Origin of the sequence: Streptomyces sp. NPDC007971 (assembly GCF_042958635.1) — a bacterium.
Taxonomy (GTDB): Bacteria; Actinomycetota; Actinomycetes; order Streptomycetales; family Streptomycetaceae; genus Streptomyces.
The window spans coordinates 17442-32240 of record NZ_JBIBJK010000021.1 but is presented as its reverse complement, the minus strand read 5'-3'; the positions used below and the strand labels follow the sequence as shown (position 1 = coordinate 32240).

Here is a 14799-nt window from a genome sequence, read left to right as displayed (position 1 = left end):
CGCCCGTCGGCCCTCCCTCGTCCCTCCGGGCGGGCATGGCTCACCGGCTGCTGTGCGCGGCCAGTCGTTCGAGGTGGTCGGCGGCTGCGCGGGCGCCCCCGGCCGAGCGGAACGCCGTGCGGACACGGGCCGCGGCGGCGCGGTGGGCACGGTCGTTCAGGACGGTGTCGAGGGCCGCACCCAGTCGGGGCGCGGTGACCCTGCCGAAGCGGACCCTCACGCCGGCGCCCGCGTCCACGACCTGGGTGGCCACCACGGGCTGGTCGTCCCGGATGGGGGCCACCACGAGCGGGACACCGTGCCACAGCGCCTCGCACACGGTGTTGTGCCCGGCGTGGCAGACGACCGCGTCCATCCGCTCCAGCAGCGGGAGTTGGGGCACGGACGGCAGGATCAGCACGTCCTTGTCGACAGGCCCGCCGGGGCCAACAGGATCGCCGGAGCCACCAGGACCGCCGGGGCCAACAGGACCGCCGGGGCCAACAGGACCGCCGGGGCCAACAGGACCGCCGGGGCCAACGGGGCCGACAGGGCGGGCGGGATCGCCGGGGCGGACGGGGGCGCGGGGGCCGGCAGGGCGGGTGGGGGCACCGGGGCCGGCAGGACGGGCGGGGCGGGCCTGGAGGCTGTCGCCCGGGTCCACGAGCACCGTCTGCACCCGGTCGGCGCGTTCGCGCAGTGCGGCCAGGCACTCGGCGAGGAAGCGGCCGCCGGCGTCGGCGTTGGCGGTGCCCAGGGTCACCAGGACCTTCGCCCGGCGGGGGTCCAGCCACTCCCACGGGAAGCCGGGGCCGGCGGGACGGTCGGCGAGGGACGGTCCCACGTAGTGGATCCGCTGCCCCAACGGGGCCAGGGGGCCGATGAGTTCGGGTGTGCTGAAGACGAGCATCAGGTGCGGGGAGTAGCGGGGGTCGGCGGTGCCGGCCGGGTCGCCGATCCGGGTGCGCAGTCCCGCCAGCCGCTGGTGCAGCCACTCGACGACCTTGGGCAGGCCGTCGTAGGCGCCGGTGAACTCGGCCGAGGTGGTGGCCGAGGTCGCCCACGGCAGGCCGAGGCGCTCGGCCACCAGCGCACCGGCGAAGGCCTGCTGGTCGGCGACGAGCACATCGGGGCGGAACTCCTCGGCGGCCGCACGGACACCCGGTGCCATCGCGTCGGCGAGCGGCACCAGGTACCACTCCCACAGGAACTTCAGCGCTTCCGCACCGCGCAGGTCGGGCGGCCGGACGGCCCCCTCCGCACCCGGGACCGGGCCGTCGCAGGGGTACACCCGCGCCTGCTCGCCCGCGAGCCGGTGCAGCAGTGCGGGGTCGGCGCAGGCCCAGGCCACCCGGTGTCCGCGCTCGGCGAGCCGTGCGGCGACACCGACGGCCGGGTTGATGTGCCCGACCAGCGGCGGGACGACGAACAGGAACCGGCTCACCGGACCCCCGCCCGCACGCCGCCGCTCACGGAGCCGATCAGGTCCAGGATGTGCCCGCCGACGGCGCCGGCCGCCTCGACCAGCACCGAGTGCTCATGGCCCGGCAGCACGACGGACCGGAAGTCCGCGAGCAGCGCCTGCTTCAGGGGCACCAGGTCCACCAGGTCCGAGTCGCCGCCGTACACGCCGAGGACCGGGCAGCGGACGGCCCCGATCTGCTCCTCGGTCAGCACCCGGCTGGCGGGGATGTCCCGGCCGAGGGTGGTCTCGCGGGCGAGCCGGGCGGCGCCCTTGGCCAGACGGGCGGTGTTGTGGCCGCGGTTCGCGGTGATCCAGGCGATGGCGTCGGGTTCGTTGTGCGCGAGCTGGGCCACCACCCGGCGCAGGATGCCGCCCAGCTTGGACGCCCAGGCGGTGGTCGCGGGTTCGGACTCGATCAGCGTGAGGCAGGCCGTGCGGTCCGGGTGGCGGGCCGCGTAGCCGAAGGCGATCGTGCCGCCGTAGGAGTTGCCGACCAGGTGCAGGGGGCCGGTGATCCCCAGCCGGTCGAGGAGCGCCTCCAGGTCGTCGATGTTGTGGTCGAGGGTGTAGCCGGCCGCCGGGCGCTCGCTGCGGCCGTGCCCGCGCAGGTCGTACATGACGACGTCGAGGCCGGCCGCGGCGAAGGCCGGGGCGACGGTGAAGTAGTAACTGGCCAGGCTGTCGGTGAGCAGTCCGTGCACGAGGACGACCGTGGCGTGCGGACTGCGGCCGTCCGCCGGGCCCATGCGCTGGACGTGCAGCCGGATTCCGGCGGCGTCGATCATCGCCATGGCTCAGCCCGCCTCCGTCGCCTTCAGGCTCCACACCACGTACTCGACGAGCCGGCCCACGGTCAGGTCGATGATCTCGTCGAACTCCATGCCCGCGAGGAACTCGGCGAGGTTGACCCTGCGTCCGTACCGCTCCTCCAGCAGCCCCGCCAGGGTGACGAGGTCGATGCTCTCCAGCTCCAGGTCGCGGTTGAAGGTGGTGGACATGCCGATCACCACGTCGTCCTCGCCGTACTCCGCGAGGAGGGTGCGGAGCATGCCGGTGATCTCGGCGAGCACCGTGTCGGTGGTGGGCTGCGCCGGGACCGGCGGGGTGGGGTTCATCGGGTGTACTCCTCGGCTGTTTCGTCGTCTTGTCCGACGTCCTGTCCGTCGCCGGGTGCGCTGCCGGGCCCGGCGACGGGTGCGGGGCCCTGTCCGTCGTCAGCTGCGGGGCCCTGTGGCTCGGCGGGCGTGAGGTGACATCCCTCGGCGGGCGCGGCGGCTTGTCCGTCGGCGGGTGCGGGGCCCGTCGTCCAGGCCACCACGTAGACGCGTTGCTGCAGGGTGGGCGGGTTGTTCGCGGGCGCGCAGTGCACGGTGTACGCGCCTTCCAGGCGGCCGGAGACCACCAGCCGGCTGCCGTCCGGGGCTGCCTCGCGCACGGCGAAGTCCCTGGGGCGGCCGTCGAATCCGACGCCCTCGGCCTTGGCGACGGCCTCCTTGGCGGCCCAGAAGCGGGTGAACCACAGGGCCTCGCCGTCGGGGCCGCCCGCACAGAGCGACCGCAGGAGGCGCAGTTCGTCGCCGCCGAGGGCGGTGGTGAGGGTCGCGGGGTCGCGGGCGGTGACCTCTTCGATGTCGATGCCCGGCCCGGGACCTGGACGGTGCGGCCGTACGATCGCCACGCCGGCCTCGGCCCGGTGAGCGAGCGACACGTCCAGCGGGGGCAGGGTGCGGCCGTGCACGCCGGTGACGTACGGGCGGCCGAGTTCGTCGTTGTGCACGCGCAGCTCCGCCGGGAAGACGGGGCCTTCGCCCTGTTGCCAGAGCCACTGCCGCACCGCGTCCTTGACGGCGATCCGGCCGAGCAGCCACTGCCTGCGGCCGCGCGGCGGGCGGCGGGCGTACTCGGTGCGCTCCGCGCCGCCGAGCGCGTTGCGCATGATCAGCTCGCGTGAGGCGAGGTCGGGCCAGCGCTCGTGCACCAGCGTCCAGCCGCCGGGGCGGGCCTCGGAGAGGGTGTGCCGCTCGGGGAAGCGTTCGACGGGCCGGGTCTGCGGGTCGTTGTCGAAGCGGCGGTCCTGCCAGCCGTCGAGCACGGCCCACACCCGGCCGCCGACGGACAGTTCCGCGTCCGCCTCCAGGACCGTGTCGGAGAGCGAGGTGATCCGCAGCAGGCAGACGACCTGCGTCCCGGGGGCCGGGTGGGGCCCGTGGAACCGCATGTGCCGCATCTGCACCGGGAAGACGACGGTCCGCTCGGTGCGGGTCGCCATGATCCAGTAGCCGAGCAGCTGGCCGACGTTGTCGAGCAGCGCGCCCGGCGCCGCGGGTGCGGTGATCACTCCGCGGATGTGCCGGTCGCCGATCGCCGTCAGCTTGGTGAGGCCCTGGAACGCCGGGCCGTGGAACATCCAGCGCTCACGGTAGATCTGGGCGGCGGTGTGCTCGGGGGCGCGTTCCGGGGCGCCGGGCCGGGGGCCGGGCGCGGGCGGTGCGGGGTGGTGCGGGGCGAGTTCGACCACGGCGCGGGCCGTGGGACCGAAGGTGACGGCCACGCGGTCCGGATGGCCGGGCTCGGGGGTGACGGTGACGGGCACGTCGACCGGGGGTGTGGCGGTGAGCCACCGGTCGAACCGCGCTCCGTGCACGGCGACCGCCCGCAGCCCGGGCGCTGCTTCCTCCGCCGCTTCCATCATGTGCCGCACCAGCGTGGTGGCCGGGACGACGGGCCAGCGGTCCTCCGCGTCGGGCCAGCCGGCGCGCTGCGGGAAGAAGCAGTGGTCCAGGAGGTGGGGCATGGTGTCGGGGGACACGCGCACGGTCGTCGTGGTGGTGGAGCGGGGCGGGGCGGTCGTGGGGGCGGGCGGGGCGGGAGCGGGGGTGGTGACGGCTGTCGGGGGTACGGGCGCCGGGGCGGCGTCTGGGCGGTCACGTGCCGCGATCAGTTCCGCGGCGGTGTCCGCGGTGTCCCGCAGCAGGGCGGTCAGCTCGGCGGCGGCCGGGAACCGGGCCGCGAGGCCGTCCAGGGAGGACGCGGCGGGCAGGGGCAGCCGCGAGGGGTGAGGCGCGGGGCGGGCCGCCCGCACCTGCGACCGCAGTGCGTCGAGGGCCGGCCCGGCCAGGGACACCAGGGCGCCGTCCAGGTCGAGGCGGACGGTGGGGCGGGCGGTCGTCCCCGCGGGCGCGTGGGCACGCGGAGCCGGTTCGGAGGCGCCGGCATGCGCTGCCGGTTCGGCCGGCCGGGCGGTTGACAGGGCCGGTGCCACCCGTGCTCCGGCCGCCCACAGCGCCGTTGCCACACGCCGCAGCTGGGACAGGCCGGAGCGGTGGGGTGAGTTGGCGGCGACGGTGAGGTGGTCGCGGTCGGCGAGGGTGTCGGCGACGAGGGAGGCCAGCTGGCCGGGGCCGGTCTGGACGAAGGCGCGGTGGCCCGCCGCGTACAGGGCCTCGATCAGCTCGCGGAAGCGCACGGGCTCCAGCAGATGCCGTACGAACAGCTCACGCACCGCCGCCTCGTCCGCCGGGAAGGGTGCGGCGGTCGTCCCGGACCACACCGGTACGGCCGGCGGATGGAGCCGGAAGCGGTCGGCGGCCTCCTTGATGGGCGCGAGGTACGGTTCGAGCATCGGCGTGTGGAAGCCGGAGCGGAAGGGCAGCACCTGGCACAGGACGCCCTCGGCGCGGAAGGCCCGTACGAACTCCCGGACCGCCGCGTCGGGCCCGCACACCATCGACTGGCGGGGCGCGTTGTCGTGGGAGAGCACGATTCCGGAGCCGGCCCACGCCTCGGCGAGTGCGGCGCGGACCCGGTCGGCCGAGGCACCCGTCGCGGCGAAGGCGAGACCGGGCACGGTCAACGCGTCCGGGTCGAACTCGGCCATGAAGGCGTCCACTTGGCTGCCCGAGTACAGTCCGGCCGCCACCATCGCCGTCCACTCGCCGACGCTGTGCCCGGCGACCGCGTCCGGTACGACTCCCATGCGGCGCAGCGCGGTGTCCAGCAGCCGGCCCACGCCGACGACGGAGTGGCCGTGCCGTGCGACATCGCCGACCTGCACGTCCGTGCCGGTCACGCTGGAGGGTGCGGCCAGGCCGAAGTGTGCGGCGATGTCGTCGGCGCGGGGCGCGAAGTCGCTCTCCAGGCCGGGGAAGACGAAGGCCAGCCTGCCGCCCGCGGGCCCGAGCAGGGGCGCGGGCCGGAACCAGACGTCGTTGCGGCCCTGCCAGGCCCGGCCCTTGCCGACGACCCGCCGGGCCAGCGCGAGCCGCTTGGCGGTGGGATCGACGATGCCGAGGCGTGCGGGGCCGGCGCCGGGGTGCGGCCGCGCGGGGTCCAGGCCCGAGGCGAGGACGGCCGCGTCGTCGACGCCGAGGAGGGCACCGAGCCCGTCGGCGCCGTCGGCGGCGAGCAGGAGAACGCGTTCGGGCTCGGCGACCACCGCCGGGGGCCGGGACCGGGCGGCCGGCCGCGGGCGCGCACCCGGCGCCTCCTCCAGCACCACGTGGGCGTTGATCCCGCCGAACCCGAAGGCGTTCACGGCGGCCCGCCGGACCGGCTGCTGCGGGCGGGTCTCCCAGGGGCGGGCCCGTTCGAGGGTGCGGAAGCGGGTGGCCGCGAGGGCGGGGTGCGGGTCGTCGCAGTGGAGGGTGGGCAGGAGGGTGCCGTGGTGCAGGGCGAGGACGGCCTTGACCAGACCGGCGACCCCGGCGGCCGGCATGGTGTGCCCGATCATCGACTTCACCGAACCGAGCGCGGGCCGCTCGTCGCCGGGGGCCGTTCCGGGCCCGAACACCTCGGCCAAGGTGGTGAGTTCGGCCGTGTCGCCGGCCGGGGTCGCGGTGCCGTGCGCCTCCAGCAGGCCGATCGAGTGCGGCGCGGCGGGGTCGAGTCCGGCGGCCCGCCAGGCCTGGCGCACGGCACGGGTCTGGCCGCCGGGGTCGGGTGTGACCAGCCCGGCGGTACGGCCGTCGCTGGCCACACCCGTCCCGCGGATCACCGCGTAGACGCGGTCGCCGTCGCGTTCGGCGTCCGTGAGCCGTTTGAGGACGACGACGCCGGTGCCCTCGCCGATGAGGATGCCGTCGGCGTGGCGGTGGAAGGGGCGGCTGCGCTGGGTCGGGGACAGGGCGCGGAGCTGGGAGAAGACACTCCACAGGGTGACGTCGTGGCAGTGGTGCACTCCCCCGGCCAGCATCATGTCGCAGCGGCCGGTGCCGAGTTCGGTGACCGCCTGGTCGACGGCGACCAGCGAGGAGGCGCACGCCGCGTCCACGGTGTAGGCGGGGCCGCGCAGGTCGAGCCGGTTGGCGATGCGGGAGGCGGCGAGGTTGGGCACCAGGCCGATCGCGGACTCGGGGCTGTCCGGGCCGAGGCGCTCGGTGAACGCGGTCCGTACCAGCTCCAGTTGGGCGGTGGACAGATCGGGCAGTAACTCGCCGAGGGTGCGCACGAGTTGACCGGCCGTCCGGACCCGCTGGTCGAGCCGGACCAGTCCGGGGGTGAGGTAGCCGCCGCGGCCCAGGGCCACACCGATCCGGTGCCGGTCGGGCAGCCGGTCCTCGCCGCCCGCGTCGGCGAGGGCGGCGGCGGCCACGTCGAGGGCGATCAGCTGGTCGGGCTCGGTGCCCGGCACGGAGGCGGGCATGATGCCGTACCGGGTCACCTCCACCTCGGCCAGGCCGTCCACGAATCCGCCCCTGCGGCAGTAGATCCGGTCGGCCGCGGCGGGGCCGACCGCCGAGCCGGGGCGGTAGTAGTCGGCGTCCCAGCGGCCCTCGGGGACCTCGCGGATCGCGTCCACGCCGTCGCGCAGGTTGCGCCAGTAGGCGTCCAGGCCGGCGGCACCGGGCAGCAGCACCGCCATCCCGACCACGGCGACGGCTGTCTGACGCTGCGTCATCTCACCAGCCCGAGGCGGTGTAGACGACGGCGCGGGCCGACGGGTCGCCCCAGGCCAGTTCCCGGAGGAGGGCCACGGTGCCCTCGTCGGGATCGATCAGCTTCACCCCGCGGCGGGCGTATGCGCGGCCGAGTTCCTCGCCGACCATGCCGTTGTGGCTGCCGGACGGCGCCCAGGGGCCCCAGTGGACGGTGAGCGCACGGTGGCCCGTGCGGTCGGCCCAGTCGGCGCCGAGACGTTCCAGGGCGTCGTTGGCCGCGGCGTAGTCGGCCTGGCCGCGGTTGCCGAGGACGGCGGCGATGCTGCCGAACAGCACGGTGAACGCGGGTGCGCCCGGCAGGTCCTCCAGTGCGGCGAGCAGCGCGGCGGCCCCGGCCGTCTTCGTCCCGTACACGCGCCGGAAGGACTCGGGGGTCTTCTCGGCGATCAGCCGGTCCTCGATCACCCCGGCGGCGAAGACGACTCCGTCGAGCCTGCCCTGTTCGGCGTGGATCTCCTTGACCGCCTGGAGTGCGGCGTCCCGTTCGCGGACGTCCACCGAGCGGTAGCGGGCCTCGCTGCCGAGGGCGGTGAGCTCGGCGAGGGTGGCGGTGATCTCCCGCTGGGCGAGGATCTGTTCGGCGGCCCGGTTGATCTCCGCCGGTCTCGGCGTGCCGTCCGCGGCGAGTGCGGCGCGCAGTTCGACGGGGGTGCGGGCGGCGGCGATCGCGGGGGGCTCGGGCGCGGTGGGAGCGGGCGTGCGGCCGAGCAGCTCGATGCGGCAGCGGCTCGCGGCGGCGAGCGCGGTCGCGAACTTCGCCGTGATGCCCCGGGCGCCGCCGACGAGCAGCACCACGGAGTCCCGGTCGAGGCCGAGCGCCGCGGCCTCGGCGGCGCCCTCCCCGGCGGGGCCCGCGCCGGTGCTGCCGAGCGGTCCCAGGGGCGCGGGCACCAGCTCGAAACCGTGCCGTGCGCCGGTGGCCGTGCGCAGGACGACGGGGGCCGGTTCCGTGGCGAGCAGTTCGGCGAGTACGGCGTCGGCGACGGCCGCGGGAGCGATGTCGGGGACGGTGACGATCCGGGCGAGGGTGTCGGGGTACTCCCGGGCGATGCTGCGGAAGAGGCCGTGGAGACCGGCCGACCGTGTCGCCCCGGCACCGTCGTCCGGCAGGACGGCCAGCAGACTGCGCGGGGCGCGCGCCAGGGCCGCCTGCAGCACCGGGAAGGCCTCGGGCAGCACCGGCAGTTCCGGGCCGCCGAGCGCGCCCAGGTAGAGGACGCCGTCGACCGTGCCGTCCGCCGTGCCGAGCAGATGGTCGTGGCCGACGGTCACCGCGTGGGCGCCGTGGGCGGTGAGCCCGGCCGTGACCTCGGCCGCGGCGCCCCGCCCGTCGCCGAGGAGGACGAAGCGGCGGCCGGAGAGCCCCGACCGGGGGTCCGGGGCGGGGTTCGCCTGCGGGAGAGTCACCGGGCGCAGGGCACAGCGCCGGGGAGCCTCGCCGAGGGGCGTCGCCGGTGCCTCCGCGGAGGTGAGTGCTCCCGACGCCGGTGTCCGTTCCCCGGCTTCCGCGCCGGACGCCGGTGTCAGTCCCCCGGTATCCGCGCCGGACGCCGGTGTCAGTCCCCCGGCTTCCTGGACCGACGCAGGTGTTCGTTGCCCGGTGTCCGGGCCGGACGGTGGCTCGGCCGTCGCCCGGTCCTCGCCCGCCGCGGCCCCGGCGCCGCCGGCCCGTGCCGTGAGCCAGGCCGTCACCGCGGCGGCCGTGCGCGCCTTGGTCAGCTCCTCCAGTTCCGCGTCGTCCAGGAGCTCCGCGCCGCCCGCGATCCCCAGCCGTCGGGCGAGTTCGCCCGCTATCTCGGCCCGTTTGATCGAGTCGATGCTCAGATCGGCCTCCAGGTCGAGGTCGGGCTCGATCATGTCGACGGGGTAGCCGGTGCGCTCGCTGATGATGTCCAGGACGACGCGCTCGACGTCGGGCCCGGGTTCGGCGGGCCCGGGCGCCGGCCGCCCCGGTTCGGACTGCGCGGCCGTCGACTGCCCGGACGTCGACTGCCCGGACGTCGACTGCCCGGACGTCGACTGCCCGGGCAGAGCCGCCGGCGGGGCGGCGTACCGGTCCGGCTCGGGGAGCGCGGCCTGCGGCAGCGCGGCGGGGGCGGCGGGCGCCGCCGGGACGGCTCCGGGCGCGGCCCCGAAGTAGGTGAGCAGCACGTCGCGCTGGGCGGCGATCATCTCCCGGCTGGTGCGCAGGAATTCGGAGATCAGCGCGTCCCGGCCGACCGGGTCGCCGTGCGGCGCATTCGTCGTCACAGTCGTCTCCACGACTCGTCGGGCCGGTGCGAGGGCACCGGGCAGGAGTGCTCCGTCGGCCGTGCGGACGAGGTGTCCGTCGACCGTCCAGCCGGGCCGCCGCGGCGCGGGGGCCCGCAGCGCGTCGACGGCGTCGCGGCCCCGGAAGAGCCAGGCGGTGCGCACCGGCAGCCCGGCGACGGCCAGGTGGGCGAGTGCGTCGAGCCAGCCGGTCAGCCCGCTGTCGGTGCGGGGCTCGCAGGCGACGGTGAGGTGCGGGCGGTCGCCGAGGATCTGGCCGACGAGCCGGGTGAGGACCCGGCCGGGTCCGGCCTCGACGAAGGTCCGCGCTCCCGCCTCGTACATCGCCTCGATCTGGTCGGCGAAGGCGACCGGCGCGCCGATCTGGGCGGCGAGTTCCGCGCGGACGGCGTCGGCGTCCCGGGGGTAGGGCGCGGCGGTGCGGTTGGCCCAGACGGGGAATTCGGGGGCCCGAACGGCCGTGTCCGCGAGAATCTTGGCGAATCGTTCCCCCGCCGCGGCCACGACCGGGCTGTGGAAGGCACAGGCGACGGGGATGCGCCGCGCTCCCAGACCGGCCTCCCTCAGCAGCCGTACGGCGGCCTCGACGTCCGCCGTGGGACCTGAGATCACCGACTGCTCGGGCGAGTTGCGATTGGCCACGACGACCGGCGCGGGTGTGGGCGCCGCGCGCAGCACGCGTTCGACGTCCTCGGCCCGGGCTCCGACGGCGGCCATGGTGCCGGGGGCCTCGCCCGCGGCCGCCAGAATCGCGCTCGCACGCTCGCCGCTCAGCTCCAGGAGGGTCTCCGGGTCGAGGGCACCGGCCGCACTCAGGGCGACCAGCTCCCCGTAGCTGTGTCCGGCGGCGAGGTCCGGGTGCACGCCGGCGGCGGTCAGGAAGGCGTGGGCTGCCAGGCCCGTGATGCCGAGCACGGGCTGTGCGGTCCGGGTGTCGGTGAGGGCGGCGAGGCGGCGTTCCCCGGCGGCTTCGTCGAATGCGGCCGGCGGGTAGAGCCGGTCGGCGTGGGCGCGGCCGAGCTCCAGGTAGTACCGCAGCTCGGGCAGAGCGACCAGGAGGTCGGCGAGCATGCCGGGCCGCTGGCTGCCCTGGCCGGGGAAGAGGAAGGCGACCTTGGCGCCGTCCTCCTGAGGCGCGGCCGGGTCACTCAGACGGATCCCGGACGCCGGGTCGTGATCGCCGGCCAGGACCCGGCGCAGCTGTCCGGTCAGCTCCGCCGCGTCGCGTGCCAGGACGGCCGCCCGCACCGGTTCGTGGGAGCTGTCCGCGCGGCGGGCCGCTGCCAGCGCGAGGTCGCGCAGGCGCCACGGGCGGCCGTCGGACTCGGCGGCGGCGAGGATCCGCTCGACGTCCCGGTGGGCCGCGGCCGTGTCCTTGCCCCGGAACAGGAACAGCTCGGCGGGCCAGGCGTCCAGGGTGTGCCGCGGCGGCACCGCGTCTGCGTACGCGCCGACGACCGCATGGAAGTTGGTGCCGCCGAAGCCGAAGGCGCTGACACCGGCGAGGCGTTCGGCGGCCGGTGCCGCCCAGGGCAGGGCGCGGGTGTGGAAGGCGAACGGGCTGTCCTCCTCCGACCAGGCCGCGTTGGGCCGCTCCAGGTGCAGGGTGGGCGGCTTGACGCCGTGGTACAGGGCGAGGGTGGTCTTGATGAGGCCCGCGAGTCCGGCGGCGCACTTGGTGTGCCCGATCTGCGACTTGACCGAGCCGAGCACGCACGAGCCGGCCTCGGCGCCCGCCTCGGTGAACACCTCGCCGAGCACCGCGAGTTCGGTACGGTCGCCGACGACCGTGCCGGTGCCGTGCGCCTCGACGAGACCGACCTGGGTGGGCGAGACCCCGGCGTTGCGGTAGGCGCGCAGGAGCGCGGCCCGCTGTCCCTCGGGACGGGGTGCGGTCAGGCCGAGGGAACGGCCGTCGCTGGCGGAGCCGATGCCCTTGATCACGCCGTAGATGCGGTCGCCGTCGCGTTCGGCGTCCGCGAGCCGCTTGAGGACCACGCAGGCCACGCCCTCGCCGAGCGCGATGCCGTCGGCGGAGTCGTCGAAGGCCCGGGACCGGCCCGTCGGCGAGAGGGCGTGCACGGAGGAGAACAGGACGAAGTCGTTGATGCCGTTGTGCAGGTCGGCTCCGCCGCACAGGACGGCGTCGCTGCTGCCGGAGACGAGTTCCTTGCAGGCCACGTCGAGCGCGGCGAGGGAGGAGGCACAGGCAGCGTCGACGGTGTAGTTGGCGCCGCCGAGGTCCAGCCGGTTGGCGATCCGGCCGGAGATGACGTTGGCGAGCATGCCGGGGAAGGAGTCCTCGGTCAGCCGGGGCAGCTGCTCGTCCAGACCGTCGGGGACCTTTCCGTAGTACGACGGGAGGACGGCGCGCAGGGTGGCCGCGTTGGACAGGTCGCTGCCCGCCTCCGCACCGAAGACGACCGAGGTGCGGGAGCGGTCGAACTCCCGTCCTCGGGCGCCGTATCCGGCGTCCTCCAGGGCGCGCCGGGCCGCCTCCAGGGAGAGCAGCTGGACCGGCTCGATACTGCCGAGGGAGGCGGGCGGGATGCCGTAGCCCAGCGGGTCGATGGGGATGGGGGGCAGGAAGCCGCCCCACTTGGAGGCCGTGCTCCCGGCGGCGTGGTGCACCGCGGGGTCCCAGCGCTCGGGCGGGACCTCGGTGACGGCGTCGTGTCCGGCGACCGTGTTGGCCCAGAAGGTGGCAAGGTCGGGGGCCTGGGGGAACATGCAGGCCATCCCGACGACGGCGACGTCGAGCGGTGCGGGGGGCGCCGCCACGGCGGCCGGGCGGGCGGCGGGACGCGCGGCCCGGGCAGTGAGGAAGTCGGCGGCGCCGTCGGTGACGCAGTGGTGCAGGGCGGCGACGGTGGTGGTCGCCGAGCGCAGTACGGCCACCTCGCCGGCCATGAACATCCCGTCGCCGAGCTGCCGTTCCTCGCCCACGTCGGTCAGCTCGCCGCGGGCCGAGCGCTCGACGCCCTTGCTGGCGATGCGCAACCGCCCGACGTTGAGCCGCTCCAGCGCCTCCCACACCTCGCGGTCGGGCAGGCCGGAGGTGCGTAACCGGGCCTCGTGGTCGCGGTAGTCGGCGGTGAAGGGGCTGGGGACGCAGCGGGTGGCGTGGCCGGGTGCGGTCTCCAGCAGTGCCGTGGTGGTCGCGGTCAGCACCTGTCGCTGGAAGAGCGGCCGGATCGCGCCGAGTTCCACGGCCTCGTCGGTGAACAGGTAGGCGGTGCCCATCAGGACGCCGACGGCTGCGCCCCGGGAGGTGAGGGGCGCGGCGAGGGCGGCGGCCATGGCGGCGGACCGCTCGTCGTGGATACCGCCCGCGAGGAACACCTCCAGCTGCCGCGCGGTCTCGCCATCGGCGTCGGACTCGGCCAGGAAGTCCTCCAGCACGGCGAGTTGGGCCTCCCAGAGCGGGAAGGAGGCGCGCGGTCCGACGTGTCCGCCGCACTCGGAGCCCTCGAACACGAACCTGCGCGCACCGGCCTGCAGGAACTGGTGCAGCAGCCCCGGCGAGGGCACGTGCAGGAAGGTGCGGATCCCGGCCCGCTCCAGCGCCTCGGCCTGTGCGGGGCGTCCGCCCGCGATGATCGCGTGCGTGGGCCGCAGTTCCCGTACGGCCTCCAGCTGGGCGTTCCTGATGTCCTCGGGCGCGAAGCCGAGGACGCCCACGCCCCAGGGCCGGCCGTCGAGCACGGCACGCGCCTCGGTGAGCATCGACCGGGTCCGTGCGCCGTCGGCGAGGGCAAGGGCAAGGAAGGGCAGCGCTCCGTCCTCGGCGACCGCGGCGGCGAAGGCGGCCTGGTCACTGACCCGCGTCATGGGCCCCTGGGCGACCGGGATCCGGGTTCCGAGCGCCCGGCTCATGACCGACCCGGGCCGCAGGGCCCGGCCGGGCCCCTCATCCGCAGACTCCGGGGGCCCGTCCCCGACCGGCACCACCGGCCCTGCACCCGCAGACGACGCAGGCCCGTGCCCGGCAGACACCACCGGCCCACCGACAGCCGACTCCGCAGACCCGTCCCCGGCCGATACCACCGGCCCATCACCTGGGGGCTTCGCGGAGCCGTCACCGGCGAATGCCGTCGGCTCGTGGACAGGCTCCTGCGGTCCGTCGCCGCGCGGATCCTGCGGGGCACCGCCGCTCTGCTCCTGCGGCCCGACGGCCGCGGTGATCGCCGCCCTCATCTCGCGCACCGTCCGCCGTACGTCTCCCCACCGTTCGGCGAACCGTGCGGCGAGGAAGCCGTCCTGGCCGACCGGGAGAAGCTGGCGGCGCAGGTCACGGGCACCGAGCAGGGGGGCGACCGCCGCGGGGTCGTCGGCCGGTGCGTGCGGGGTGCCGGGACCGCGCCTGCGCAGCACCCGGTGGCCGCCCAGGACCACGGTCTCGGAGCCGTCCAGGGACCGCAGCACGGCCCGGGTCGCCTCGGGCAGTGCCGACTCGGTCAGCAGGGCCAGCTGGCTGTCCAGGACCACACCGGCCGCCCCGCCGGCCACGGCAGCCGCCGCCGTACGCGGGCCGATGCCACCGCAGGCCCAGACGGGCACGTCCAACTCATCGTCATTCAACAGCAATTGGAGGAGGACGAAGGTGCTCAGGCTGCCGGTGCGGCCACCGCTCTCGGCACCCCGGGCGATCAGCCCGTGCGCCCCGGCGCGGACCGCCTCCCGCGCCTCGGCCGGACCGGTGACTTCGGCCAGCACCCGGTGTAGCGGGGCGACTTCGCGCACGCTCCAAGGGGCGTCGGCGGCGAGGACCACGGTGCCGGGCACCCCGTCCAGATCGGCGGGGCGCAGGGCGCAGCGTCCGCTCACGCGCACGCCGAACGGGCCGGGCGCGGCGCGGCGCAGGCGGGTCAGCTCCTCGCGGGATCCGCGGTCGCCCGCGCCCAGGTCGAGGATGCCGAGGGCGCCGGAACCGCAGGCGGCAGCGGCGAGTCCGGCATCGGGCTCTCCGAACGGGGTGAGACACAGGATCAGGTCGTAGGCGCGCACAGGGGAGGTCATGTTGCTCCGAAGAAACGGGAGGACAGCACGGTGGGGGTTTTGTGCGGCGAGGCCAACGGAACCTAGCGAGCTGTTACTCACGGGTCAATAACGATGCGGCGCTTTTGCTGTCGGTGGCATTGATCCGGC

At 75.7% G+C, this 14799-nt stretch carries 5 protein-coding genes; all 5 read right to left on the bottom strand.

All coding sequences use genetic code 11. The features are described 5' to 3' along the window. Nucleotides 1-40: 40 nt before the first annotated feature. Genes ACFZCP_RS34835 through ACFZCP_RS34815 form a run of 5 tightly spaced genes read right to left on the bottom strand, consistent with a single transcriptional unit; the run spans nucleotide 41 to nucleotide 14670 of the window. Nucleotides 41-1423 (bottom strand): nucleotide disphospho-sugar-binding domain-containing protein, encoded by a 1383-nt coding sequence (locus ACFZCP_RS34835; RefSeq protein WP_391435740.1) that lies wholly within the window; start codon nucleotides 1421-1423, stop codon nucleotides 41-43. Further along, nucleotides 1420-2235 carry an alpha/beta fold hydrolase gene (locus tag ACFZCP_RS34830; RefSeq protein ID WP_391435737.1) on the bottom strand — a complete coding sequence of 272 codons (816 nt, stop codon included), beginning with the start codon at nucleotides 2233-2235 and terminating at the stop codon, nucleotides 1420-1422. Before ACFZCP_RS34830 ends, ACFZCP_RS34835 begins: the two co-directional genes overlap by 4 nt. A gap of 3 nt (nucleotides 2236-2238) precedes the next feature. Beyond that, nucleotides 2239-2559, bottom strand: a complete 321-nt coding sequence (locus ACFZCP_RS34825) for an acyl carrier protein (RefSeq protein ID WP_362694851.1) — start codon at nucleotides 2557-2559, stop codon at nucleotides 2239-2241. Then, nucleotides 2556-7340, bottom strand: a complete 4785-nt coding sequence (locus ACFZCP_RS34820) for a beta-ketoacyl synthase N-terminal-like domain-containing protein (RefSeq protein ID WP_391435730.1) — start codon at nucleotides 7338-7340, stop codon at nucleotides 2556-2558. Before ACFZCP_RS34820 ends, ACFZCP_RS34825 begins: the two co-directional genes overlap by 4 nt. Nucleotide 7341: 1 nt before the next feature. Then, nucleotides 7342-14670 (bottom strand): SDR family NAD(P)-dependent oxidoreductase, encoded by a 7329-nt coding sequence (locus ACFZCP_RS34815; RefSeq protein WP_391435727.1) that lies wholly within the window; start codon nucleotides 14668-14670, stop codon nucleotides 7342-7344. Nucleotides 14671-14799 lie beyond the last annotated feature (129 nt).